18 protein-coding genes and 1 riboswitch are annotated in these 24,942 nt (G+C 70.3%); of the genes, 10 read left to right on the top strand and 8 right to left on the bottom strand.

Translation table 11 applies throughout. The features are described from left to right. Positions 1-5 precede the first annotated feature (5 nt). A complete protein-coding gene (locus ACFQ46_RS15690) occupies positions 6-2,207 on the top strand; it encodes an alpha-galactosidase (RefSeq protein ID WP_380260307.1) in 2,202 nt (733 codons plus the stop codon). Between the two features lie 15 nt (positions 2,208-2,222). On the opposite strand, the gene ACFQ46_RS15685 is transcribed toward ACFQ46_RS15690, so the two are convergent. Further along, positions 2,223-3,071: a DeoR/GlpR family DNA-binding transcription regulator gene (locus tag ACFQ46_RS15685; protein ID WP_380260305.1), complete on the bottom strand. Its 849-nt coding sequence runs from the start codon at positions 3,069-3,071 to the stop codon at positions 2,223-2,225. Positions 3,072-3,291: 220 nt separating this feature from the next. Here ACFQ46_RS15685 and ACFQ46_RS15680 point away from each other — a divergent pair, with 220 nt between their 5' ends. Genes ACFQ46_RS15680 through ACFQ46_RS15665 form a run of 4 tightly spaced genes read left to right on the top strand, consistent with a single transcriptional unit; the run spans position 3,292 to position 9,410 of the window. Continuing rightward, positions 3,292-4,638, top strand: coding sequence for an ABC transporter substrate-binding protein (locus tag ACFQ46_RS15680; RefSeq protein ID WP_380260304.1), 1,347 nt, complete (start codon positions 3,292-3,294; stop codon positions 4,636-4,638). Positions 4,639-4,648: 10 nt separating this feature from the next. Further along, positions 4,649-5,614 (top strand): carbohydrate ABC transporter permease, encoded by a 966-nt coding sequence (locus ACFQ46_RS15675; protein ID WP_380260303.1) that lies wholly within the window; start codon positions 4,649-4,651, stop codon positions 5,612-5,614. Continuing rightward, positions 5,611-6,525, top strand: a complete 915-nt coding sequence (locus ACFQ46_RS15670) for a carbohydrate ABC transporter permease (protein ID WP_380260302.1) — start codon at positions 5,611-5,613, stop codon at positions 6,523-6,525. Before ACFQ46_RS15675 ends, ACFQ46_RS15670 begins: the two co-directional genes overlap by 4 nt. Further along, a complete protein-coding gene (locus tag ACFQ46_RS15665) occupies positions 6,522-9,410 on the top strand; it encodes a glycoside hydrolase family 2 TIM barrel-domain containing protein (protein WP_380260301.1) in 2,889 nt (962 codons plus the stop codon). Before ACFQ46_RS15670 ends, ACFQ46_RS15665 begins: the two co-directional genes overlap by 4 nt. Before the next feature lie 21 nt (positions 9,411-9,431). Here the strand turns inward: ACFQ46_RS15665 and ACFQ46_RS15660 are convergent, their stop codons facing one another. Next, positions 9,432-10,601: an ROK family protein gene (locus ACFQ46_RS15660; protein ID WP_380260300.1), complete on the bottom strand. Its 1,170-nt coding sequence runs from the start codon at positions 10,599-10,601 to the stop codon at positions 9,432-9,434. Positions 10,602-10,860: 259 nt separating this feature from the next. Here ACFQ46_RS15660 and ACFQ46_RS15655 point away from each other — a divergent pair, with 259 nt between their 5' ends. The 3 genes from ACFQ46_RS15655 to ACFQ46_RS15645 are packed head-to-tail and all read left to right on the top strand — an operon-like array spanning position 10,861 to position 14,163. Then, positions 10,861-11,811, top strand: a complete 951-nt coding sequence (locus ACFQ46_RS15655) for a carbohydrate ABC transporter permease (protein WP_380260299.1) — start codon at positions 10,861-10,863, stop codon at positions 11,809-11,811. Positions 11,812-11,845: 34 nt separating this feature from the next. Further along, entirely contained in the window at positions 11,846-12,787 is a 942-nt protein-coding gene (locus tag ACFQ46_RS15650) for a carbohydrate ABC transporter permease (protein ID WP_380157351.1), read from the top strand. Between the two features lie 11 nt (positions 12,788-12,798). Continuing rightward, positions 12,799-14,163, top strand: coding sequence for an ABC transporter substrate-binding protein (locus tag ACFQ46_RS15645; RefSeq protein WP_380260298.1), 1,365 nt, complete (start codon positions 12,799-12,801; stop codon positions 14,161-14,163). On the opposite strand, the gene ACFQ46_RS15640 is transcribed toward ACFQ46_RS15645, so the two are convergent. Continuing rightward, on the bottom strand, positions 14,141-14,977 hold the full coding sequence (locus ACFQ46_RS15640; protein WP_380260297.1) for a helix-turn-helix domain-containing protein: 837 nt from the start codon (positions 14,975-14,977) through the stop codon (positions 14,141-14,143). The genes ACFQ46_RS15645 and ACFQ46_RS15640 overlap by 23 nt on opposite strands. An 84-nt stretch (positions 14,978-15,061) precedes the next feature. Here ACFQ46_RS15640 and melA point away from each other — a divergent pair, with 84 nt between their 5' ends. Continuing rightward, positions 15,062-16,441 carry an alpha-galactosidase gene (gene melA / locus ACFQ46_RS15635; RefSeq protein ID WP_380260296.1) on the top strand — a complete coding sequence of 460 codons (1,380 nt, stop codon included), beginning with the start codon at positions 15,062-15,064 and terminating at the stop codon, positions 16,439-16,441. An 11-nt stretch (positions 16,442-16,452) separates the two neighbouring features. Beyond that, on the top strand, positions 16,453-17,697 hold the full coding sequence (locus ACFQ46_RS15630; RefSeq protein ID WP_380260449.1) for an alpha-galactosidase: 1,245 nt from the start codon (positions 16,453-16,455) through the stop codon (positions 17,695-17,697). An 88-nt stretch (positions 17,698-17,785) separates the two neighbouring features. Here ACFQ46_RS15630 and ACFQ46_RS15625 read toward each other — a convergent pair whose 3' ends face one another. From ACFQ46_RS15625 to ACFQ46_RS15605, 5 genes are all read right to left on the bottom strand, one after another. Continuing rightward, positions 17,786-18,949, bottom strand: coding sequence for an acyl-CoA dehydrogenase family protein (locus ACFQ46_RS15625; protein WP_380260295.1), 1,164 nt, complete (start codon positions 18,947-18,949; stop codon positions 17,786-17,788). A gap of 112 nt (positions 18,950-19,061) precedes the next feature. Next, positions 19,062-20,444, bottom strand: a complete 1,383-nt coding sequence (locus ACFQ46_RS15620; RefSeq protein ID WP_380260294.1) for an LLM class flavin-dependent oxidoreductase — start codon at positions 20,442-20,444, stop codon at positions 19,062-19,064. A gap of 20 nt (positions 20,445-20,464) precedes the next feature. Beyond that, positions 20,465-21,283, bottom strand: a complete 819-nt coding sequence (locus ACFQ46_RS15615; RefSeq protein WP_380260293.1) for a carbohydrate ABC transporter permease — start codon at positions 21,281-21,283, stop codon at positions 20,465-20,467. After that, entirely contained in the window at positions 21,280-22,242 is a 963-nt protein-coding gene (locus tag ACFQ46_RS15610) for a carbohydrate ABC transporter permease (protein WP_380260292.1), read from the bottom strand. The genes ACFQ46_RS15615 and ACFQ46_RS15610 overlap by 4 nt, the downstream gene beginning before the upstream one ends. Further along, on the bottom strand, positions 22,239-23,615 hold the full coding sequence (locus ACFQ46_RS15605; RefSeq protein ID WP_380260291.1) for an ABC transporter substrate-binding protein: 1,377 nt from the start codon (positions 23,613-23,615) through the stop codon (positions 22,239-22,241). Before ACFQ46_RS15605 ends, ACFQ46_RS15610 begins: the two co-directional genes overlap by 4 nt. Before the next feature lie 230 nt (positions 23,616-23,845). Beyond that, positions 23,846-23,935, bottom strand: a riboswitch (SAM riboswitch). Between the last annotated feature and the right edge of the window lie 1,007 nt (positions 23,936-24,942).

Genomic DNA, 24,942 nt, shown 5'->3' with positions numbered 1-24,942 from the left:
TTCCTGTGACCTCACCGCACGACCCCCAGCGCAGCACCCCTCCCGCGACCCCGGGGGCCACCACCGGTGCGCTCGGCCGCGTCCTGCACCTGCGGGCGGCGGGGGTGAGCCTCGTCGTGGACCTGCACGCCACCTCCACCCCGACGCTGGTGCACTGGGGAGCCGACCTCGGTGAGCTCTCCGAGGCCGCTCTCGCCGACCTCGTCACCTCCGGACGGACCGCCCGGGCCAACAACGACCTGGACGTGCCGCAGCCCACCCGGCTGCTGCCCGAGCAGGCCTGGGGCTGGAACGGCCGTCCCGGCCTGTCCGGTCACCGCGCCGGCACGGCGTGGTCCACGCGGTTCGTCCCGACCGGGGCCCTCGTCGAGGAACGGACCGACGGTGGCCGCCTCGTGCTCGACACCGCCGACCCCGAGGCCGGTCTGGCGTTGACCCTCGAGCTCGAACTGCTCCCGTCGGGGTTGCTGCGCCACCGCGCGACGCTGACGAACACGGGCGAAGGGGACTACGAGGTCGCCGACCTCGCCCTGGCGCTCCCCGTCCCACCGGTCGCGACCGAGATCTTCGACCTGGCGGGTCGCTGGGCGAAGGAACGCATCCCGCAGCGGCGTCCGCTGGTCTTCGGCGCCCACGTGCGGGAGAACCGCCGCGGCCGCACCGGTCCCGACGCGCCCCTGGTGCTCGCCGTCGGGACCCAGGGGTTCGGCTTCCGCGACGGGGAGGTCTGGGCGACCCACACCGCGTTCAGCGGGAACCACCGCAGCAGCGTGGAGAAGCTGTCCAGCGGGACGACCACGCTGGCGGCCGGTGAACTCCTGCTCCCCGGTGAGCTCCGACTGGCGCCGGGGGCGCAGTACCGCACCCCGTGGGTGTTCGGGGCCTGGTCCGCCGAGGGGCTGGACGGGATGGCGGCGCGGTTCCACCAGCACCTGCGATCGCGTCCGCACCACCCCTCGACCCCGCGACCGGTCGTCGTGAACACGTGGGAGGCCGTCTACTTCGACCTCGACCTCGAGAAGCTGCTGGCCCTGGCGCGGGCCGCCGCGGAGGTCGGCGCGGAACGCTACGTCCTCGACGACGGCTGGTTCCGCCACCGCCGCCGGGACGACGCCGGCCTCGGCGACTGGTACGTGGACGAAGGCGTCTGGCCGCAGGGTCTGCACCCGCTCGTCGACGGCGTCCGGGCGCTGGGGCTGGAGTTCGGCCTCTGGGTCGAACCCGAGATGGTGAACCCCGACTCCGACCTCGTGCGGGCCCACCCCGACTGGGTCCTGCAGACGGGTGGGCGCACCCCGCTGCCGTCGCGTCAGCAGCAGGTCCTCGACCTCGGGAACCCGGCGGCGTTCGCCCACGTCCTGGAACGTCTCGACGCGCTGCTCACCGAGTACGACATCGCCTACTTCAAGTGGGACCACAACCGGGACCTGCTCGAGGCCGGTTCAGGACCCTCCGGCGCCGCCGGCGTGCACGTCCAGACCCTCGCCGTGTACCGGCTGCTGGACGAACTGCGGGCCAGGCACCCCGGGGTCGAGATCGAGTCCTGCTCCTCGGGCGGGTTGCGGGTCGACCTCGAGATCCTCGAGCACACCGACCGGGTCTGGGGCAGCGACTGCATCGACCCGCTGGAGCGGCAGCAGATCCAGCGTTGGACGACCCAGCTCGTCCCGCCGGAACTCATCGGTTCCCACGTCGGCGCCTCGCCGTCGCACACGACCCACCGCAGTTCGGACCTGTCGTTCCGGGCGGGGACGGCGTTGTTCGCCTCGTTCGGCATCGAGACCGACATCACCCGGATGGGAACCGCGGAACGCGCGGAACTCGCGAGCTGGGTCGCGCTCTACAAGGAACTCCGGGGTCTGATGCACACCGGCACCGTGGTGCGCTGCGACGACCACGACCCCTCCTTCCAGGTGCACGGGACGGTGGCCGCTGACGGTTCCGACGCCCTCTTCGCGGTGGTGCAGCTGAGCACCCCCGACGCCTCGGTCCCCGGCCGGGTCCGGTTGCCGGGACTGCTGCCCGACGCGCAGTACGAGGTCAGCGCGCAGGCCCCGGGGGACACCCCCGCGGTGCGGGGCGAGGCCGACCTGCCCTGGTTGGCCAGCGGGGTGCGGATGAACGGGCGGACGCTCGCCGCCGTCGGTGTCGCGGCGCCGGCGTTGCACCCCCAGCAGTTGGTGCTGGTGCGCACGCGGCGGCTCTGAGCCGGGTGGGGCCGGTCAGCCGGCCCCACCACCGTCACCCGGGGCGAGGAGAACCTGCCCCCCGCGGTCGTTGACGGCCGTGCAGGCCACCTGCGGCAGACCGTCGTCGCTCACCAGGACGTCCACCTCGTCCAGACCCGCGATCGTCGCCAGACCCACCAGGCCCCAGCGGTCGGAGCCGGCGACGAGCACGGTGCAGGCCGCGGCGGAGATGAGCGCGCGGTTCGTCTCGCCCTCGGCGAGTTCCGAACTCGTCAGTCCCTCCGCGGCGCTGAACCCGTGCACGTCCAGGAACAACAGGTCGACGTGGAGGGGTTCGAGACTGCGGTTCGCCACCGGTCCCACCAGCGCGCCCGCTGCGTTCCGCATCCCGCCGGTGAGGATGACGGTGCGGTCGTGCCGGGACGGTTCGTGGAGCACCTGGGCCACGGCCGGGGAGTTCGTCACGACCGTCAGGCCGGGGACGCTCTGCAGGGCGGCGGCGACGTCGAGCGTCGCCGGACCCGCCGAGAGGGCGACCGAGGAACCCGGCTGGACCAGGGACGCGGCGAGTTCTCCGATCGAACGTTTCCGGTGTCGGCTCCCGGTGTCCCGTGTCGGGAAACCGAACTCCGCGCCGAAACCCTCGGGAAGGGCTGCGCCCCCGTGGACACGGTCGGCGAGACCCAGTCGAGACAGTTCCGTGATGTCCCGGCGGATCGTCACGTCCGAGACGCCGAGGCGGCCCACCAGGTCGGAGACGCGGACGCTTCCGCTGCTGCGCAACGCTTCGAGGATGAGTTTCTGTCGATTTCGAGCTACTACCACCGGGACACCCCCACCCCACGGCGAGCGTGGTTCCGTCGACCTTGACCCGTCGAGCATGCGGCTCGGAGGGTCCCGGAGTCAACGCCGACAGGCAGTTCCGGACACCGGTTTCGACCAGACCCGAACATCAACAGGTCACAGGTTCGTTCGGTTCTGCGCGAACAGCTTGACAGCGGGCGGCCTCGGGACCAGAGTTGTTGACGTGGTCGACCGTGTTCCCGGTCGACGCGAAAACGCGCAGAGCCGGCCCTCGCCGGACGCCGACGAAGGAGTCGCGATGAACCGCCCCACCACCGAAGCCGAGTACCTCGCGGGCCTCGTGCCCGCCTCCGCCGGCCGCCACGGTTTCAGCCGTCGCTCGATGCTGCGTGGCTCGCTGCTCGCCGCCGGTGTCCCCGCCCTGCTCGCCGCCTGCGGTGGCGGCAACGACGCCGCCGGTGGCGGGGGCGGTGGCGGTGGCGGCGACGTCACCCTCGGCTCGAACTTCTCCGACGAGGTCCCCGTCAAGACGATGAAGGCCATGGTCGCCGACGCCCAGACCAAGCAGGGCATCAAGATCAAGCTGAACACCGTCGACCACACGACCTTCCAGAACAACATCAACAACTACCTCCAGGGCAGCCCGGACGACGTCTTCTCCTGGTTCGCCGGCTACCGCATGCAGTTCTTCGCGGCCCAGGGCCTCGCCTCCGACCTGACCGACGTCTGGGGCACGATCGGGGCGAACTACACCGACGCGTTCAAGAAGGCCTCCACCGGCGAGGACGGCAAGCAGTACTTCGTCCCGACCACCTACGGTCCGTGGGCCGTCTTCTACCGCAAGTCGCTCTGGGCGGAGAAGGGCTACACGGCCCCCGAGACCCTGGACGAGATGGTCACCCTGTCCAAGAAGATGCAGACCGACGGCCTCGTGCCGCTGGCCTTCGCGGACAAGGAGGGCTGGCCGGCCATGGGCACCTTCGACCAGCTCAACATGCGCATCAACGGCTACCAGTTCCACGTCGACCTGATGGCCGGCAAGGAAGCCTGGACCGACCAGAAGGTCAAGACGGTCTTCGACACCTGGAAGGGCCTGCTGCAGTACTCGCAGCCCGACTCCCTCGGCCGCACCTGGCAGGAGGCGGCGACCGGTGTCGTCAACAAGACCTCCGGCATGATGGTCATCGGCTCCTTCATCGGCCAGCAGTTCGAGGACGCCGACCAGGAGGACATCGACTTCTTCAACTTCCCGGAGGTCGACTCCAACGTCGGCGCCGACGCGGTCGAGGCTCCGATCGACGGCTTCATGATGTCGAAGCGGCCCCGCAACGAGGCCGGCGCCAAGAAGCTCCTGGAGTACCTCGGCTCGCCCGACGACGGGGTCGTGCAGACGACGAACGACCCGTCGGGCATCGCGGCGAACACGAAGTCCGACCAGGCTCACTACACCGAGCTGCAGAAGAAGTGCGCCGACTTCGTGGCCAACGCGAAGTCCATCTCGCAGTTCATGGACCGCGACACCCGTCCCGACTTCGCCTCCACCGTCATGATCCCGTCGCTCCAGACGTTCATCTCGAACCCGGACGACATCGACGGTCTGTGCACCCAGATCGAAAACCAGAAGAAGAGCATCTTCACCTCCTGAGGAGCGTTCCGTGTCGTCTCCCGACCTGCCGCTCGTCGCCCCGCAGACGGCGCACCCCGCGCCGACTGCGGGGTCGCACCACGGCACCGGCAAGAACCAGCGCGTCAAGCGGCTCAGCGGCTTCGACCGCATCGCCGTCATCCTCATGGTGGCGATCCCGACCCTGATCGTCGTCGGCCTGATCTGGCTCCCCGCGATCTCCTCGGTCTTCCTGTCCTTCACCAACTGGAACGGGATCGGGTCGCTCGCCGACGTCAAGATCATCGGCGTGGAGAACTACACCAACGTCTTCACGAACTACCCGCCCTTCAAGCCGGCGATCGAGCACAACCTGATCTGGCTCGTCGTGATGTTCGTGGTGGCGACCCCGCTGGGCATCCTCTTCGCGGTCCTCATCGACAAGGACCTGAAGGGCAGCCGGTTCTACCAGACCGCGCTGTACCTGCCGGTCGTGCTGTCGCTGGCGCTGGTCGGGTTCATCTGGCAGCTCATGTACTCCCGGGACCAGGGCCTCATCAACGCGGTCCTCGGGACGCAGATCGACTTCTACGGCGACCCGAAGTGGAACCTGTGGGCAGCGCTCTTCGCGACCTGCTGGAAGCAGGTCGGCTACGTGATGCTGCTGTACTTGGCCGGCCTCAAGGGGGTCGACGCCTCGCTCAAGGAGGCGGCGCAGATGGACGGCGCCAACCAGGTGCAGACGTTCTTCCGGATCGTCTTCCCGGTCATGCGTCCCATCAACGTCATCGTGCTCGTCATCACCGTCATCGAGTCCCTGCGCGCCTTCGACCTCGTGTGGGTCATCAACCAGGGCCGCAACGGGCTGGAACTGATCGCCACGCTGGTCACCGCGAACATCGTCGGTGAGGCCAGTCGCATCGGCTTCGGCTCGGCGTTGGCGACGATCATGCTGGTGATCTCGCTGATCTTCATCAGCATCTACCTGGCGGTCGTCATGCGAGAGGAAGAACGATGAGCTCCACCACCGTGCCCGGGGTCCGCGGCCGGGCCGCGGACGTCCCGAAGGTGCCGCACAAGGTGCCGCCGGCCCGGATCGTGCTGTACGTCTTCCTCATCGCCGCGTCGGTGCTCTGGCTCTTCCCGTTGCTGTGGGCGGTCTTCAACTCCTTCCGCGACTACGGGTACACCCAGGCGAACGGGTACGCCTCCTTCGGCGGTTTCACGTTCGCCAACTACACCAACGCCTGGCAGCAGGGCGACTTCGGTCAGCACTTCCTGAACTCCGTGATCATCACGGTGCCCTCCGTGGTGCTGGCGCTGTTCCTGGCCTCGATGGTCGCGTTCGTGGTGGCCCGGTTCAACTTCAAGTTCAACCTGGCCCTGCTGGGGCTGTTCACCGCGGCGAACCTGCTCCCGCCGCAGGCGCTGCTGATCCCGCTGTTCCGCCTGTTCAAGGCGATCCAGGTCCCGTACTGGTTCAGCTACTCCGGGACGCTGCTGGACAGCTACTGGGCGCTGATCATCGTCAACACCGCGTTCCAGACGGGGTTCTGCGCTTTCGTGCTCAGCAACTACATGAAGACGCTGCCCTACGAGCTCTACGAAGCCGCCCAGGTCGACGGCCTGAGCGTCTTCAAGCAGTACTGGCAGATCACCCTGCCGCTGTGCCGCCCGGCCCTCGCGGCCCTGGCGGTGCTCGAGATCACCTGGATCTACAACGAGTTCTTCTGGGCGACGGTGCTGCTGCAGTCGGGGGACAAGTTCCCGATCACCAGCTCGCTGAACAACCTCAAGGGCCAGTTCTTCACCGACTACAACCTGCTGTCGGCCGGCTCGGTGCTGGTCGCGCTGCCGGTGCTCGTCGTGTTCTTCGCACTGCAGAAGCAGTTCGTCTCCGGTCTGACGCTGGGAGCCACCAAGGGATGAGCCACTGGTTCGAGGACTTCACGCCCGCGCGGGGGAACCTCCCCGCGCGGGCGTGGGTGCGCTCCGACGTACCCACGCTGTCGCTGAACGGCGGCTGGCGGTTCCGCTACGCCGAGCGCGCCGACACCCCGGCCGACCTCGCCGACCCGGCGCTGGACGACGCGGCCTGGGACGAGATCACCGTTCCCGGGCACTGGCAGCTGCAGGGCTGGGGTGAACCGGCCTACACGAACATCGTCTACCCGTTCCCCGTCGAGCCGCCCTTCGTGCCCGACGAGAACCCGACCGGTGACCACCGACGCACCTTCGTGCTGCCCGACGGGTTCACCGCCGGCGACCCCCGCGTGGTCCTGCGCTTCGAGGGGGTCGACTCCGCGTTCACCGCGTGGGTCGACGGGACCGAGGTCGGCCGCTCCGTCGGGTCCCGCCTCCCGGTGGAGTTCGACGTCACCGACGCCCTGGCCGGCACCGACGAGCACGTCCTCGCGGTGCGGGTGCACCAGTGGTCCGCGGCGAGCTACGTCGAGGACCAGGACATGTGGTGGCTGTCGGGGATCTTCCGCGACGTCACCCTCCTGGCCCGTCCCCTCGACGGCGTCGAGGACGTCTTCGTCCACGCCGGTTACGACCACACCACGGGCGCGGGGACGCTGCGGGTCGACACCCCCTCGCCGGCGCGGCTGCTCGTGCCCGAACTGGGCGTCGACGTCGCCACGAACGAGGACGTCACCCTCGAGCGCGTCGAGCCCTGGTCCGCGGAGGTGCCCCGGCTCTACGCCGCCGAGGTCGTCTCGGCGGGGGAGCGGGTCCGGCTGCGCATCGGCTTCCGCACCGTCGCCGTGCTCGACGGCGTCTTCACGGTCAACGGCGCCCCGGTCAAGCTGCGCGGGGTGAACCGCCACGAGGTCTCCGCCGACCGCGGACGCGCCGTCACCAAGGCCGAGATGCTGGCCGACGTCCTGCTCATGAAGCAGCACAACGTGAACGCCGTCCGCACCAGCCACTACCCGCCCCACCCCGCGTTCCTGGACCTGTGCGACGAGCACGGTCTCTGGGTCGTCGACGAGTGCGACCTGGAGACCCACGGCTTCTGGCTGCTGGACTGGCGGGACAACCCCTCCGACGACCCGCGCTGGCGCGAGGCCCTGCTGGACCGGATGCGGCGCACCGTCGAGCGGGACAAGAACCACGCGAGCGTCGTGCTCTGGTCGCTGGGCAACGAGAGCGGGACCGGGCAGAACCTGGCCGCCATGTCGGCCTGGACGAAGGACCGCGACCCGTCCCGGCTGGTGCACTACGAACACGACTGGGCCGTCCCCTACGCCGACGTCTACTCCCGCATGTACGCGAGCCACGCCGAGGTCGCCGACATCGCCACCCGGAGCGAGGAGGCCCTGCCGGACGCGGAGGCGGACGCCCGACGACGGGCCATGCCCTTCGTGCAGTGCGAGTACGCCCACGCCATGGGCAACGGCCCGGGCGGGCTCGTCGAGTACCAGGACCTCTTCGAGAGCTCCGAGCGGTGCATGGGCGGTTTCGTCTGGGAGTGGATCGACCACGGTCTGCGCCAGCAGGGTCCGGACGGCCGGGAGCGCTTCGCCTACGGCGGCGACTTCGGGGAACCCCTGCACGACGGCGCCTTCGTCGCCGACGGTCTGGTCTTCCCCGACCGCACCCCGTCCCCGGGGCTGCTCGACTACGCCGCCGTGATCGCCCAGGTGCGGTTGCGACCCGAGGGGACGCGGCTGCGGTTGACCAACCACTACGACGTGGTCGACCTCGCCCACGTCCGCCTGCGGTGGAGCGTCGCCGACGAGGGCATCGAGGTCGCCCACGGCGACCTGCCCACCCCCGACCTGGCCCCGCGCGCCTCGGTGTTGCTCGACCTCCCCGCGGAGGTCCTGCAGCTCCCCCCGGCCGTGGGTGAACGCTGGTTCACCGTCGTCGCCGAGCTGGCGGAGGAGACCGGCTGGGCGCCGGCGGGTCACGTGCTGGGCCGGGGACAGGTGCAGCTGGTGGAGGCCGCGCTCCCGAAGACCCCGGTCGCGATCGCCCCGGTCCGCCGGGGACCGGACCTGCTGGTCGGTCCGGCCGTCCTCGACGCCCGGACCGGGACGTTGCGGGCCCTGGGCGGGCTCCCCGTGGAGACCCTCGAACTGTCGGTGTGGCGCGCCCCCACCGACAACGACCGCGGTGAGCACGGGGAACCCCTGGAACCCACCTGGCGCACCCTGGGTCTGCACCGGCTGCGGCACCGGACGGGGTCCGTCGCCGTGTCCGAGCGCGACGTCGTCGTGACCGGGCGTTCCGCTCCGGCGGGCACCGACACGGGGTTCGCGACGACCTGGCGGTGGAGCGACGTCGGGGGAGCCGTCCGGCTCGAGGTCGACGTGACCCCCGAGACCCCGGGTGGGTTGTCGGTCCCGTTGCCGCGGCTGGGGATCCGGTTGGCGCTGCCGCGCACGCTGCGGCGGTTGGACTGGTTCGGCCGTGGTCCCGGCGAGGCGTACCCGGACACCGGGTCGGCGACGTGGACCGGGAGGTTCTCGCGGTCGGTGGAGGAGTTGCAGACCCCCTACGTCCGTCCGCAGGAGAACGGCCAGCGGGCCGACGTGCGGTGGGCGGTCCTGACCGCCGCCGACGGTTCGGGTCTGCGGGTCCGCGCGGAACCCACGATCGGGGTGACGGTGCGGCCGTGGAGCACCGAGACCCTCGACGCCGCGACGCACACCTCGGCGCTGGACGACGAGGGCCGGATCTGGTTGCACCTCGACCAGGCCCAGCAGGGGATCGGGACGGGTTCCTGCGGACCGGGTGCGCTGCCGGCCTACCGGCTCCAGGCGCAGCCGACGCGGTTCGTGCTCACCTTCGAACCGGTGGTCTGAAGGCTGCGGTCCGGACGTCCGTCAGCGGCGTGAGCCGAGGACGAACGTCCGGATCGCGGTCACGGCCGCACCCCGGGCCCACTCCGCGAAACCCGTGAGCTGGACGTCGACCACGAGTTCCGAGGCCATCCGGCTGCGACCCTGAGCGATCCCGTCGTGCAGGGCGGCCCGGCCGACCTCGGCGAGGCGTGCGTTCTCGCCCGAGATGACGATCCTCTCGGGCATGGTGAAGTTCCCCACCGCCGCCACCAGAACCCCCAGTGCCCTGGCCGCGTCGTCGACGACCCTGCGGGCCAACGGTTCTCCGGCGTCCGCGAGGTCGAGGAGTTCCTCGACGGTGATCTCCCGGCGCATCGCCAGTCCGGCCCTGCTCGTCAGGGCGCCGGTGGTCAGCACGGCGTCCGCGCACCCGGCGTGGCCCTCCGGGCACAACGGTCCGTGCGGGTCGAGGGGGTGGTGGCCCAGGAGCCCGACGCCGGCGTCGGGACGGTCGATCACCCGACCGCCCACGACGAGCCCGTACCCGATCCCGACCCCGACCACCACGACGGCGAAGTGGTCGCAGCGGTCGGCGGTCCCGAACCACTGCTCCGCCCGGGTCAGCGACATGACGTCGTTGTCGACGACGACGGGCAACCCGAGTTCGGCTTCGAGGGCCGCCCCGAACGGGACGTCCTCCCACCCCAGGTAGCGCGCGCTGTCGACGGTGCCGTCGGCGACGATCCGGCCGCCGAGGCCGACGCCCACGGCGCGCACCTCTCCCGGGTCCGTCCGGGCGAGCTGGCGCACCAGGTCCGCGACGACCGCGACGACCGCGGCCGGCTCCCGGTCGACGAGCACCGCCTCACGGGTCGCGACGACCCCCGCCCGCAGCGTCGTCAGGACCGCGTAGGCCGTGTCCGCCGTGAGCTTGACCCCGACGAAGCGGTGCGTCGACGCGTCGACGTCCAGGGGACGGGTGAGCCGCCCGGACACCGGGTCGCAGACGTCGCGGCTCTCCACGAGCAGTCCCGAGTCCAGCAGGGGCTTGGAGAGGCGGGTCAGGCTGCCCGCCGACAGCTCCAGGCGTCGGGCCAGTTCGCTGCGGGTCAGCGGGCCGTCCAGCAGGACCTCGAGGGCGATGCTGTGGGCCGCGCCCGTCAGCGGGGTCCAGGCCGACTGCGGCTGGACGACACCGGGGTCCAAGGTCACGAGACCACCTTCGCACCGGTCGGGAGAACAGGCAGGAGAACGGATGCACCGTAGTCGACTATCGCGACGGAAGGCAGTCGCTCAGGTTGCGGTGCGATCACGGTCTGGGTCGGCTCTGCACAGCTTGTTGACGGTTCGCTGAGTTTTGCCGTAGAACTCGGTGCACGATCACAGCCTGGCCCCACGACGACGTGACCACGGAGACACAGTGCATCCCACCCCGCTCGGCCCACCCGCTCCCCTCGAAGGGGTCTGACCCATGGCCACCACGAGCAGAGCCGCTCGCACCCGGAACGCGAAGCCCTCCCTGGGCGGCACCGGCCTGCGCCCCGACGTCAACGGCGGTCCCCGGGAGCGCTGGACGGCCCTCGCCTTCATCGCCCCCGCACTGCTCGGGTTCGTCGTCTTCTACCTCTGGCCCACCCTGCGCGGCTTCTACCTGAGCTTCACCCGCTTTGACGTGTTCAACGCCCCGGTGTTCGTGGGTCTGGACAACTACCGCGAGGTCTTCTCCGACGCCACCTTCTGGAACGCCATGAAGGTGACCGTCGAGTACGTCCTCATCAACATCGTCACCCAGACCGTGCTGGCCCTGCTGCTGGCGGTCCTGCTGCACCGGTTGACGCGGTCCATCCTGGTGCGCAGCATCGTCGTGCTGCCCTACCTGATCTCCAACGTCGTCGTCGCGCTCGTCTTCTACTGGATGCTGGACGCGCAGATCGGCATCACCAACCAGGTCCTCGGCTGGCTGGGTCTGGACGCCGTCCCGTTCTTCGGTGACCAGAACTGGGCCATCCCCACCATCGCCCTGGTCAACACCTGGCGCCACCTCGGTTACACCGCGCTGCTGCTCTTCGCCGGGATGCTGATGATCCCCGGCGACGTCTACGAGGCCGGCCGCGTCGACGGCGCGTCGGAGTGGAAGATGTTCTGGCGCATCACCCTGCCGCTGCTGCGCCCGATCCTCGCCCTGGTGCTGGTCATCACCGTCATCGGGTCGTTCCAGGCCTTCGACACCGTAGCGGTCACCACCTCGGGCGGACCGGCCGACGCGACGCGGGTCATCCAGTACTACATCTTCGACCTGGCCTTCCAGCGCTACCGGTTCGGCTACGCCTCGGCGGTCTCCGTCGTGCTCTTCCTCATCCTCGCCGTCGTCGCGTTCGTCCAGCTCCGGCTGATGCGCGCCGACGAGTCCGACGTCGCCTGAGCGACCCCGCAGCTACCAGGAGGCGACACCGGTCATGGCCACCACCGCAACGACGTTCGACGAGGCCCTCGCGGTCTCCCCACCCACCCCCGCCCGCCGCGGCCGGCGCAGTCCCGGGCGGATCCTCGCCTGGGTCCTGCTCGGCCTGATCATGGCGGTGACGCTCTTCCCGTTCTACTGGATGCTGCGCACCGCGTTCTCCAACGGCGCCTACCTCGCGACCGAACCCTCCAACCTGCTCCCGGTCGAGTCGACCTTCGGCGCGTTCAAGCGCGTCCTCGGGCTCGCCTCGACGGCCGAGGCGCAGGCGCAGGCCGGGTCGGGCGCCTCGGTCAACCTGGGCCGGAACCTGCTGAACTCCGTCATCGTGTCGACGTTCATCACCGCGGGCCAGGTCTTCTTCGGCGCGATGGCCGCCTACGCGTTCTCGCGGTTGAAGTGGCCGGGGCGCAACGCGGTCTTCTTCCTCTTCCTCACCGCGCTCATGGTCCCGCCGATCTTCACCCAGCTGCCGAACTTCCTGCTCATGCGCAACCTCGGTCTGCTCAACAGCTATGCGGCGATCATCCTGCCGTTCTTCTTCATGACCCCGTTCGCCATCTTCTTCCTCCGTCAGTTCTTCCTGGGGATCCCGAAGGAGGTCGAGGAGGCCGCCCGCCTCGACGGCGCCGGCGCGATCGGCCGGTTCACCCGGGTCATCCTGCCGATGGCCTCCGGGCCGCTGGTGACGCTGACGATCCTGCAGTACATCCAGGCCTGGGGCGAATACTTCTGGCCGCTGCTGGTGGCCAGCGACCCGGCGCACCGCACCCTGCAGGTCGCGCTCGGCATCTTCAAGTCCCAGACCCCGCAGGGGGCTCCGGACTGGGCGGGTCTGATGGCCGCGACGTTGCTGGCCGCCCTGCCCGTCATCGTCCTGTTCGCCGTGTTCAGCCGGAAGGTCGTCAACTCCATCGGCTTCTCGGGCATCAAGTGAGGAACCAGACCGTGACTTCGAAGAAGAGGATCCGCAGCGCCATCGCCTTCGCCGGTGCCGCCCTCCTGCTGTCCGCCTGCGGCAGCTACGGGGTCGACCCGGGCGCCGACGCCGAGACCGGAACGGTCAACTACTGGCTGTGGGAGTCGGCCCAGCTGCCCGCGTACCAGCAGTGCGCCGCCGACTTCCAGGCCCAGAACCCCGACATCGACATCAAGATCGAGCAGTTCGGGTGGGACGACTACTGGAACAAGCTGTTCACCGGTTTCGTGGGCAACTCCGCCCCCGACGTGTTCGCCGACCACACCTCGCGCTACGGCGAGTTCGCCGAGCGCGGGCTGATCGTGCCCATCGACGACCAGGTCGCCGCCTCGGACGTCGACCTCGATGACTACGTCGCCGGGACGACGGACCTGTGGCTCGGTCCGGACGGCAAGCGGTACGGCCTGCCCAAGGACTTCGACACCGTCGGCATCTTCTACAACGAGGACATGACCGAGGCCGCCGGGGTCACCACGGACCAGATGAAGAACCTGACCTGGAACCCCGACGACGGGGGGACCTACGAGAAGACCATCGCCCACCTCACCGTGGACGAGAACGGGGTCCGCGGCGACGAACCCGGTTTCGACAAGTCCAAGGTCAAGACCTACGGCCTCGGCCTGGGGTCCTCCGGGGCGCCCTTCGGTCAGGTCGAGTGGTCCTACCTGGCCATGACGACCGGGTGGACGTACATGGACAAGAAGGCCTGGGGGACGGAGTTCAACTACGACGACCCCCGCTTCCAGGCCACCTACGCCTGGTGGAAGGGCCTCATCGACAAGGGCTACATGCCCCCGCTGGCCTTCACCGAGGGTGGCTCGCCCGACCAGCAGATGCAGGCCGGTCGCTACGCCATGGTGACTGAGGGGTCCTGGAACACGGCGAACTACGGGGCGCTGGAAGGTGTGCACCTGCAGCTGGCGCCCACTCCGGTCGGACCGGACGGCAAGCGGGCGGCCATGCAGAACTCCCTCGCCGACTCGATCTCGACTTCCTCGAAGGTCAAGGGCGCGGCGTGGAAGTGGGTCCGCTACCTCGCGTCGGAGGACTGCCAGTCCGTGGTCGCGCAGGCCGGGGTCGTCATGCCGGCCATCGCCGACACCGTCGAGACCTCGACGGCCGCGCTGAGCAAGACGGGCTTCGACATCAGCGCCTTCACCGACCAGATCGATCAGGGTACGACGTTCCCGTACCCGGCCGTCCTCCAGGGCGCCGAGATCCAGAGCATCATGAGTTCGGCGATGGACAACGTTATGGCCGGTGCGGACGTGTCGAGCCTCACCGCCGCCAACACCAAGCTCGACGCGCTCTTCACGGAGAAACCGACGAAGTGACGGCGCGGGTGGCGCGGTAAGCGCCGGGGGAGCAGCCGCAGGCGCGCGCGAAGTGCGCGTACAGGCTGCTCCCCGAGCCGAAACCCGCGGCGTGCGCGACGGCGGCCGTCGTCAGGGAGGTCGTCAGCAGCAGTCGCTGCGCCTCGGCGATGCGGTGACGCAGCAGTTGGTCGCCCAGGGTGACGCCGGTGGAGCGCCGGAACAACGTCGTCGCGTAGTTCGGGTTGAGGTTCGCCGCCCGGGCGATGTCGGCGGGGGAGATCGCCTCCCGGAAGTTCTCGGCGGTGTAGCGGGCCATCAGCGCGACGGGGCGCAGTGCGGACCGTGGCCGGGGGGCGGGGGTGGGGACCGGTTCCCGGTGTCCCAGGATCCTCAGCACCAACGCGTTCGCCTCGAGCAGGAGCATGGCCGTGTCCGTCCCGGCCTCGAGGTCCCGCCGCCAGGTCTCGAACTGCGCCTCGACGTGCGTCCCGACGGCGGCCGTCGGTACGACGACGGTGCCGTGGGACATGACGACGGTCGAGAAGGCCTCGGGCAGCGACCAGCGCAGGGCCGCCGCGAGGGGCAGGTGGATCCAGCAGATGTCGCTCTCCCGCGGTCGATCCGTCCCGATCAACCGGTGGGGTGCCGCGGCCCAGAACAGGGCGGTGTGCCCTTCGGGGACGAGCACCCGCTCACCCCCCAGGAGGTACTCCAGCGATCCCCGCAGGGCGACGTTGATCTCCAGGTCGTCGTGACGGTGGAACTCCCGCATCGGTGGTGCGGAGCCCCGGTGCACCCAGAGGGCTGGTTCCTGGACGTCCGGGGTGTTCACAGACCTGAGCGTAGCTGAGGATCCTGGAACCACTGCGGTGACTTCTTGAAGGCCGTCGACCGGTCCGCAGCCTAGGATCGAGCCATGTCCTCGACGCAGCGACCCAAGATCACCATCATCGGCGCTGGTGGTTTCGTCTTCCCCTTCCGTCTCATCGGCGACCTCGTGAGCTTCCCGGCCCTGCGTTCGGCGCAGTTGTGCCTGATGGACGTGAACCCCGACAAGCTGGCCCCCGTCGCCGACGCGGCACGCAAACTCGTCGCCCACCACGGGTTCGACACCGAGGTCGTCGAGACGACCGACCGCCGGACCGCCCTCGACGGTGCCGACTTCGTCATCATCACCTTCCAGGTCGGGGGCGTGGAGTCCTACGAGCACGACGTCCTCATCCCGCGCAGGTACGGCATCGACCAGACCGTCGGTGACACCGTCGGGCCGGGCGGGGTGTTCCGCTTCCTGCGGTCGGTCCCCGCCTACGCGGCGATCGCCGCCGACGCGCGCGAGGTCTGCCCGGACGCGGTGTTCATCAACTACGCGAACCCGATGGCGATGGCCACCGCGTACCTCAACGCCCAGGGCCTGAAGACCGTGGGCCTCTGCCACAGCGTCCAGGGCACGACCCGCATGCTGGCCCGCACCCTCGGCGTCCCCTACGACGAGGTGAACTTCCTCTCGGCCGGCATCAACCACCAGGCCTGGATCCTGAGGTTCCGCCACGGCACCGAGGACCTCTACCCGCGACTGCGCGAGGTGATGAACCAGAAGCACGTCGTCGGCCGGGCGGCCGCCGAACTCGCCGGCGACGACGGCGACCACAGCGAGGCCGCCGCCTCCGCCAGCACCTACGAGGGTGGCAACGAGCAGGTGCGCACGACCATCATGAACTCGTTCGGCTACTTCGAGACCGAGTCCAGCCACCACGCCTCGGAGTACCTGCCGTACTTCCGCAAGAACGCGGAGATGATCCGCGAGTACATCCCCGAGCGCTGGGACTACTACGAGATCTGCGTCAACCACGACGACCAGGGCGACATCGACACCCAGCTCGAGAAGCTCAAGGCCGACCTCGCCCCGAGCGTCGAGTACGGCGCGTCGATCGTGAACTCCGTCGTCACCGGTGTCCCCAGCGTCGTCTACGGCAACGTCCCCAACGCCACCGGCGTGATCTCCAACCTGCCCGCCGACGCGTGCGTCGAGGTCCCCTGCCTCGTCGACGAGAACGGGGTGCAGCCGACGGCCATCGGGGAACTGCCGCTGCAGCTGGCGGCGCTGAACCGGACCAACGTCAACGTGCAGACCCTCGCCGTCCGCGCCGCGCTCACCGGCGACGTCGAGAACGTCCACCACGCGGTCGCGATGGACCCGCTGACCGCGGCGCTGCTGACGCTGGAGCAGATCCGGGCCATGACCGACGAACTGCTCGCCGCGCACGCGGACCGGCTGCCGGAGGCCCTGCGCCCGTGAGCCGTCCACCGATGGGCTGGAACAGCTGGGACTGCTACGGCACGACCGTGACCGAGGAGGAGGTGCTCGCCAACGCCCGCTTCATGGCCGAGCACCTCCTGGAGTTCGGCTGGGACACCGTCGTCGTCGACATCGACTGGTCGGACCCGACGGCCCGCGCGCACGGGTACAACGACGGGGCCCCGCTCTGCCTCGACGAGCTCGGCCGGCTGGTGCCGGACCCGGGCCGCTTCCCGTCCGCCGCGGGCGGGAAGGGGTTCGCTCCGCTGGCCGAGCAGGTGCACGCCCTCGGCCTGAAGTTCGGGATCCACGTCATGCGCGGGATCCCGCGCTCGGCGCCCGGGGTGGACGAGGTGGCCGACCGGACCAACGTGTGCGAGTGGAACCCCGACATGTTCGGCCTCGACCACACGAACCTGGGCGCTCAGGCCTACTACGACTCGGTCCTGACCCTCTACGCGCAGTGGGGCGTCGACTTCCTCAAGGTCGACGACATGCTCTGGCCCTACCAGGCCGTCGACATCGAGGCCTTCGCCGCCGCCATCCGGCGCTGCGGGCGTCCGATGGAACTCAGCCTGTCGCCCGGACGTGACCTCTCCTTGTCGCGGTTGGGACACCTGCGCGAGCACGCCACGATGTGGCGGATCTGCGACGACCTCTGGGACCGGTGGGAGGACGTCGAGGCGAACTTCGCCCGGTTCGCGCGCTGGGCTCCGCACGCGGGGCCGCAGGGGTGGCCGGACGGCGACATGCTCCCGCTCGGTCGGGTGGGGATCCGCGCCGAACGCGGGGAACCCCGGCACGACCGGTTGACGCCGGCCGAACGCAGGACCCTCATGACGTTGTGGGTGGTGGCCCGGTCGCCGTTGATGATCGGCGGTGACCTGCCGACCTCGGATCCGGCGACGATCGCGTTGTTCACCAACCCCGACGTGCTCGCCGTCCTGTCCTCCACGGGGAACCGCGAGGTGTTCCGGGAGGGACCGCTGGTGCTCTGGACGTCGCAGGGGGAGGGCGTCGGCTACGTCGCCGCGTTCAACCTGGGTTCGGAGCCCCTCGAGGTCGCCCTCGACAGCCAGAACGTCGACCTGCCCGCGCGACTCGGCACCGTCGAGGAGTTGTGGACGGGGACACCCGTCCCGACGGTCCCGGTGACGGCGCAGGAGGACTCGACCCGCGGCGTCGCGCCCGGCAGCACCGCGATCCCCGTCGTGCTCGCACCGCACGGTGCGGTGCTGCTGCGCCACACCCCCTGACACCCCACCCGGAGGGCGGAAACAACACTTTCCGCCCTCCGAGGAGGCGTTCGAGGGCGGAAAGTGTCGTTTCCGCGGGGGAGAGGCGTCAGGTGTAGAGCGAGAAGGCCGGGTGGGCGCCGGTGAGGAAGTGGTCGCCGACCTCGCGGGCCTTGTACTGCACGGGGTCGTGCAGGGTGTGGGTGCGGACGTTGCGCCAGAACCGGTCGAACCCGAACCGGTTCGACGACGCCCGGGCCCCGGTCACCTCGAAGATCGCGGAGGTCGCCTCCAGGGCCAGGTCGGAGGACACGACCTTGAGGGCCGCGATCTCCTCCGCGACCTCGCCGCGTTCGGCCCAGGTCAGGTCCCCGCCGCGTTCGTGCGCCTGCGACAGCGACTCACCGACGCTGCGGCCCAGGGCCTCCGCCGCCCGCAGCCGGGCCACGAGTCGCCCGTAGGTGGCGAGCACGTAGGGGTCCTCGACGGCCTTCTGCACGTCGGAGAGCAACCACGGCCGTGACGACGTGCGGGTGTACTCCGCGGCGGCCTCCAAGGCCCCCCGGGTGACCCCGAGGTAGAAGTGCCCGAACGCGGCCTGGATCGCGGGCGTGACCAGCGACCCGAACGCCCCGCTCGTCGACGCCGAGCCCAGGACCGCGTCGGGGTCGACGCGGACGTCGTCGAAGCGCACCGAACCCGACGCGGACAACCGCTGACCGAGGTTGTCCCAGTCACCACCCTTGACGAAACCCTCGGCCTCGCGGGGGACGACGACCAGCAGGTCCTCCCCGGTGTCGGTCAGGCCACCCACCACCGTGACGTCACCGACGCTCGCGCCGGTGGAGAAGTTCTTCGTGCCCCGCAACCGGTACCCGTCCCCGTCGCGGACGAGCTGCAGGTCCGGGTCGACGGGGTTCACCGAGTCGCCCCACAACCACTGGTTCTCGGCCGTGGGCACACCCCAGCGGCGCCGGCCCGCGTCGTCGGCGACCCAGACGAGGTTGTGCGCGTTGACGTAGTGGTAGGCGAGCAGTTGCGCGATCGACCCGTCGGCACGGGCGATCTCGCGGACCACCTCGAGCGCGACCGACCACGGCAGCCCCGCACCGCCGATCGTCGCGGGCAGCAGCACGTTCGGCAGACCCGCCTTGCGCAGCAGTTCGGCCTCGGCGAACGGTTCGGCGTTCGCCCGGTCACGCTCGAGCGCGTCGAGGGCGAGGTGGTTCGCGACGTCGCGGGCGGCGTCGAGGACCTGGTTCCTGGTGGTCATGGTTCTCCTCACACCCACCCGTTCGCGGGTGGGAAGGCGTCGAGCAGGGCGAAGAAGTCCGAGGACACCGACACCACGGCGGTGTCGGGGACGACGGGGACGACGGGGGCGGTCACCGCGGCACCCGGGAGACCTTGTACGACGCCGCCGGGTGGTCGTCGCGCACGTGGACCTGGCCCTTGCCGTAGATCGTCTCGCGCAGCGTCTCCCCCTCGTAGTCGCTGGGGTAGACGCCACGGCGTTGCAGCTCGGGGACGATGAACTCGACGATGTCCTCGAACGTGCCCGGGGTGACGGCGTAGGCGCAGTTGAACCCGTCAACGTCACCGACCTCGATCCAGCGCTGCAGTTCGTCCGCGACGGTGGTGGGGGAGCCGACGATCACGGCACCCATCCCGCCGATCCCCACCCAGTTCGCGATGTCGCGGGGTGTCCACTTCCGGTCCGGGTCGGCGGTGGAGAACGCCTCGACGGCGCTGCGGACGGCTTCCGTCTCGGCGTACTCCAGCGGCTCGTCCGGCGGGTAGCTCGAGAGGTCCAGCCCGCTCCAGCCGCCGTAGAGGTTCAGGGCGCCGTCGTAGCTGACGTACTGCGCGTAGTCCTCGTACTTCGCCCGCGCCTCCTCGTCGGTGGCCGCGGTGATGATCGTGACGAGCGTGAACACCTTGACGCTGCGCGGGTCGCGACCGGCCTCGGCGGCCGAGGCCCGCAGCCGGTCGACCCAGGGGCGCATGACCTCGGGCCGCGTGGCGGTGTTGAAGATCGCCTCCCCGTGCCGGGCCGCGAACGCGATCCCCCGCGGGGAGGCACCGGCCTGGAAGATGACCGGCGTGCGCTGCGGGGACGGCGCGGTGAGCCCGATGCCGGGGACGTCGAAGAACCGGCCGTGGTGCTCGATGGGGTGGACCTTCGCCGGGTCGGTGAACACCCCCGCCTCCGCGTCGCGGACGACGGCGTCGTCCTCCCACGAGCCCTCCCACAACTTGTAGACGACCTCCATGAACTCCTCGCCGAGCTCGTAGCGGTCGTCGTGGGTGATCTGGGTGGAGAGGCCGAGGTTCTTCGCGGCGGACTCGAGGTAGCTGGTCACGACGTTCCAGCCGACGCGACCGTTGGTGTAGTGGTCCAGCGTCGCCATCTTCCGGGCGAAGGAGTACGGCTGTTCGTAGGTCAGCGAGACGGTGACGCCGAACCCGAGGTGCTCGGTGACCGCACCCATCGCCGACACCGCGAGCAGCGGGTCGCCCACGGGGACCTGCGTCGACTCGCGCAGCGCCGTCTCGGGACCCTGCTGGTAGACGTCGTAGATCCCGAGGACGTCGGCGATGAAGAGCGAGTCGAACCTTCCTCGCTCCAGCAGCTTCGCGAGCTCGGTCCAGTAGCGGATGTCGTCGAAGCGGTACGACTCGTCGGCCGGGTGCCTCCACAACCCGGGGGACTGGTGACCGACACAGGTCATGTCGAAGGCGTTCAGGTGGATCCTGCGGTCGGTCACGGACGTCTCCTCGAACTCGGTCACTTGACGGCTCCGGCCGACAGTCCGCCGACCAGCCACTTCTGTGCCACCACCGCGAGCACGTACATCGGGAGGATCCCGACGAGCGATGCCGCGGCCTGCTGGCCGAACTGCACCGTGCGGTCACCCTGGAACAGCGACAACCCGACCGGCAGGGTCTGGCTGGAGGTGCTCTGCGAGAACGACACGGCGAAGAGGAACTCGTTGTAGGACAGGAACAGGCAGATCAGCAGGGCGGCGACGAGACCGGGCGCCAGCAACGGCAGCACCAGGTGCCACAGACCCCTCGTCGTGGAGAGGCCGTCGACCCAGCCGGCCTCCTCGATCTCCAGCGGGATGCGCCGTACGAAACCGTCGAGCAACCACACGGCGACGGGGACGTTGGCCAGACCGTTGACCAGGACCAGCCCGATCGCCGAGTTCGTCAGGTCCGTCTGCTTGAGCAGGTAGTACAGCGGCAGGACCGCCACGATCGGCGGGGCGCAGTAGCTGGCCAGCAGCACCGTCTGCAGACGTTCACCGCGGACCCCGGCCCGGGCGGTCACGTAGGCGGCGGGCACCGCGACGATCGAGGTGAGCAGCGTCGCCCCGATCGCGACGACCCACGAGTTCGCGAGCATCGTCGAGAGCGGGACCGTCGCGAAGGCCTTGCTGAAGTTCGACCACACGAAGTTCGTCGGCAGCCAGCCGCCGTTGGCGATGTCGTCCACGCTGCGCAGCGACAGCGAGACCATGAACAGCATCGGCAGCAGCGCCACGAACGCGACGGCCGCGAGGATCACGCGCAGACCGCTGCGGCGCAGCACGGCGCCGGTCACTGGTCGGCCTTCACGGCGCGTGCCCGCACCAGCGTCACCACGGTGGTGAGGACCCCGACGACCAGGCCGAAGACCAGCGTCTCGGCGGCGGCCGTCCCGATCTCGTAGCTGCCGCGCATGCCCGTCCGGAAGATCTCGAAGCTGCTGACGATGGTGGAGACCCCCGGCCCGCCCTGGGTCACCACGGTCACCAGGTCGAAGACCTTCAACCCGATGACGAGTTCCAGCAGCAGGACCGAGAGGACGTTGGGGGCGACGACCGGCCAGACCACCGAGGTGAACGTGCGGAGCGCACCGGCGCCGTCGAGGGAGGCCGCCTCGCGGAGTTCCTCGGGAACCCCCAGCAGGGCCGCGAACACCAGCAGGGTCACCAAGGGTGTCCACTGCCAGACGTGCATGACGATCAACGCGGCGAAGGCCCCCACGCTGTCGCCCAACGGGTTCGCACCGGGGAAGCCGATCGCCGAGAACAACCCGCCGAACGCGCCCCCGACCGGGGCGAGCATGAGCTTCCAGGCCACCCCGACCATGACGGGCGGCGTGACCAGGGGCAGCAGGAGGATCGTCCCGACGGCGCCGAACCGGGTTCCCCGCGCGTGCAGCAACAGGGCGAGGAGGATCCCGAGGCCCGTCGCGACCAGGGCGGCCACGACGGCGAAGACCACGGAACGGACCAGCGAGCCCGCGAACGCCAGCGACTCCCAGGCGTCGACGAAGTTGTCGAGACCCGTGAAGTGCTGCAGGGGTTTGCCCAGCGACGACTTCGTGCAGGCCAACGCCACGACGAACACCGTCGGGTAGACGAGCATGAGCGCCAGCCCCGCGAGGCTGGGCGCGGCCAGCCACGTCGAGACGTGCCCCGGCCGGTGCCGGCCGGGGACCGCGCGCCGGGCCGCAGGATCGCGGCGACCCCGCCGCGGCCCGGGCACGGTCCGCTGCCCGTCGAGGAGCTGGCTCATCCGAGTTCCTTCTCCCAGCTCTCGGCGGCCTTGTCGAGCGCGGCCTGCGGTTCCGTGGACCCCTGGATGGCGAGCGCCAACTGGTCGACGAGGTCCTGCAACGCCTTCGGCGCACCGGCCTGGCTCGGCCAGGCCAGCGGGTCACCGTCGAGACCCTCGCGGATGACGTCGGTCGCGATGCCCGCGGCCGTGGCGTAGTCGGTGGAGTCCAGGACGGTCTTGCGCGCCGGGTCGATCCCGGAACCCGCGGTGGAGGCGAGCAGCAGGTTGTTCTCCTGGTTCGTCGCCCACTTCACGAAGGCGGCGGACTTGTCGATCTGCTGGGAGGCGCTCGAGACGCCCAGGCCGAACCCGGCGTCCAGCGCGGTGCGCGCGGTCGTGTTCTTCCCGCCCACGGGGAGCGTGACCACGCCCCACTTGTCGACGATCTTCGAGCCGGCCGGGTCCTGCGCCTTCAGCCCGAGGTCGGTCCAGGTGTCGAGCATCGCGCCCTGACCGGAGAGGAAGGCGGAGTTGGCCTGGTCGAAGCCGGTCTGCAGCGGTGTCGGCAGGGCCGCGGGGGAGACGTCGATGAGGTGCTGCAGCGCGGCCAGCCCCTCCGCCCCGTGGAACGCGGCCTTGCCGTCGGAGCCGACGAGCGTGCCGCCGTAGCCGGCGAGGCGGTTGATGAAGGAGCAACCCAGGATCATCGGGACCTGCTGACCCTCGACGATCGCGCCGTAGACGCTGCCGCCGGAGTCCTGGGTGATCTTCGCGGCGACCGCGTCGTAGTCGTCCCAGGTCTTCGGAGGTTCGACGCCGTACTTCTCGAAGACCTCGGTGTTGTAGTAGAGGACGTGGGTGTCGCCGTCGAAGGGCAGGCCGTAGCGCTTGCCGTCGATCAGGGTGTACGGGTCGTAGATCGAGGGCAGGAAGTCGTCGGTCGCGATGTCGGTGTTCGTGCCGATCCAGTCCGTGAGGTCGACCAGGGCGCCGGCGTCGACGAGCTGGCCGAGGCCGAAGTAGAAGTAGTCGAAGACGTCGAACTCCCCGTCGCCGCCCTGCACGTCCAGGATCTGCTTGCTCGTGAGCTGGTCGTAGGGGATCGCCGTGACCTCGAGCTTCCCGCCGAACTCCGCCGCGAACTTCTTGCCGAGCAGGTCCGTGAAGGCCAGCACGTGCGGCTGGTTCACCATCAGCTTGATCGTCGCCCCCTTGAGGTCGACGGCCTTCCCGGCGCTCAGGCCCGAGGAGGTGCTCTCGTCACCGCAGGCGGCCAGCGTGCCGGTGCCGGCGAGCGCGCCGAGGCCGAGGGCCCCGGAGAGGACCCGCCGGCGGGACGCGAGGAGTCGGGAGGTGCTGGCGGGCAGGAGGGTGCGACGGGGCGCGGACATGGGTGTGCTCCGGGGGGTAGGCGGACGGTGACCGTCCGTCGGGGTGCGCGAGGGCGCGGGGGAGGAGGTCGAGCGAGGTGCTGCGGGGACGCGGCGGCGGTGCTCAGACCGCGCGCGGCGTCCCCCGGCGCATCGGAGCGCCCTGGCGACACGCCATGGAGGCGGTGCGCGAGAAGTCGACGTGGAAGCGCCGGGTCAGGGTCGAGCGGGTACGGCTGATCACGCTGTTTCCTCCATCGCCCCTGGCGGGAGCACCTGCCGCTGCGCGGTGGTTGCTGTGGCGTCGTCGAGCCAGGTCTCTCGGCCACTCTGGATGGTGTTGATCGGAGACTAGCGGACCGCCGGCCCCCTTGGCGACGGTTGCCGCGGACGGCCCGGACCCGTTGTGGCGAGCTGTGCGACACTGACAGTGGTCGAGCGTTCCCTACACCGGGCGCCCGGCCCGCTGTCGAGACCGTCGCCCTGCGCGCGGGCTCCGGGGAGCGCCGCGGTCCAGTGGAAGGACCTCGCAGGCGCCCCGGGCCACACGCCGGACGTCGACCGCCGGCGGCACGGGCGGAGCACGCGAAGAGCGCGAACCCGTCGGTGCACACAGAGGACTTCCGTCGGGTGCGGGACGACCCACCCGGCGATTCCGACCAGGACGCTCGCGCGGCCGTGGGTTCACCGGTGGAGCGGACGCCGCGGGCGAGCGGAGCACCCGTGAGCACCACACCCGAAGAGAACGACGCAGCAGCAGCCGAGGGCCCGGCGACGACGCGGCCCCGCAGGCGCCGTGCCGCGAGTCGACCCGCCGGTCCGCCGGCCCACGTCGACGTGTCCGGCGACACCAGCGCCGCGGCCGAGCCCGCCACCCCCGCCGTGGTGGAACCGACGCCCGAGCCTGTCGTGGCGGCGGAGCCTGTTGTGGCGCCGGAGCCCGTCGTGGCGCCGGCACCCGAGCCTGTCGTGGAGACGGAGGCACCGCCGCGTCGTCGTGCGCGTCGGGCGACCCGCAAGGTGGCGACCCCGGCCGAGGTGGCCGCTGAACCCGTTGTCGCCGAACCCGTCGTCGAGCCTGTTGCGGAACCCGTGGCGGAGGTGACCCCCCAGGTCGAGGTCACACCGGAACCCACCCCCGAGCCCGCCGTCGAACCGGCCGCCGTGGAGACCGCTGCGCAGGCCCCCACCGAGGCCCCGGCCGCGGCTCCCGCCCGTCGTCGCCGCAGCCGCAAGACGGCCGCGCCCGTGGTGCCGGCCGTCCCCGTCGAGGAGGAGCCCGTCGAGGCCGCTGCGCTCGCGCAGGACGTCCCGGTGGAGGAGGCCCCCGTCACCCCGGTGGCGGAGG

The sequence above is a fragment of the Kineococcus sp. GCM10028916 genome (genome assembly GCF_042674865.1).
Lineage (GTDB): Bacteria > Actinomycetota > Actinomycetes > Actinomycetales > Kineococcaceae > Kineococcus.
This window is presented reverse-complemented; position numbering and strand designations above follow the sequence as displayed.

Excerpts from the sequence above, each read along its gene's own strand:
- ACFQ46_RS15625 (WP_380260295.1), bottom strand. The coding sequence starts at position 18,949 with ATGACCACCAGGAACCAGGTCCTCGACGCCGCCCGCGACGTCGCGAAC.
- ACFQ46_RS15605 (WP_380260291.1), bottom strand. The coding sequence starts at position 23,615 with ATGTCCGCGCCCCGTCGCACCCTCCTGCCCGCCAGCACCTCCCGACTC.
- ACFQ46_RS15670 (WP_380260302.1), top strand. The coding sequence starts at position 5,611 with ATGAGCTCCACCACCGTGCCCGGGGTCCGCGGCCGGGCCGCGGACGTC.
- ACFQ46_RS15665 (WP_380260301.1), top strand. The coding sequence starts at position 6,522 with ATGAGCCACTGGTTCGAGGACTTCACGCCCGCGCGGGGGAACCTCCCC.
- ACFQ46_RS15630 (WP_380260449.1), top strand. The coding sequence starts at position 16,453 with ATGGGCTGGAACAGCTGGGACTGCTACGGCACGACCGTGACCGAGGAG.
- ACFQ46_RS15655 (WP_380260299.1), top strand. The coding sequence starts at position 10,861 with ATGGCCACCACGAGCAGAGCCGCTCGCACCCGGAACGCGAAGCCCTCC.
- ACFQ46_RS15650 (WP_380157351.1), top strand. The coding sequence starts at position 11,846 with ATGGCCACCACCGCAACGACGTTCGACGAGGCCCTCGCGGTCTCCCCA.
- ACFQ46_RS15610 (WP_380260292.1), bottom strand. The coding sequence starts at position 22,242 with ATGAGCCAGCTCCTCGACGGGCAGCGGACCGTGCCCGGGCCGCGGCGG.
- ACFQ46_RS15685 (WP_380260305.1), bottom strand. The coding sequence starts at position 3,071 with ATGCTCGACGGGTCAAGGTCGACGGAACCACGCTCGCCGTGGGGTGGG.
- melA (WP_380260296.1), top strand. The coding sequence starts at position 15,062 with ATGTCCTCGACGCAGCGACCCAAGATCACCATCATCGGCGCTGGTGGT.
- ACFQ46_RS15680 (WP_380260304.1), top strand. The coding sequence starts at position 3,292 with ATGAACCGCCCCACCACCGAAGCCGAGTACCTCGCGGGCCTCGTGCCC.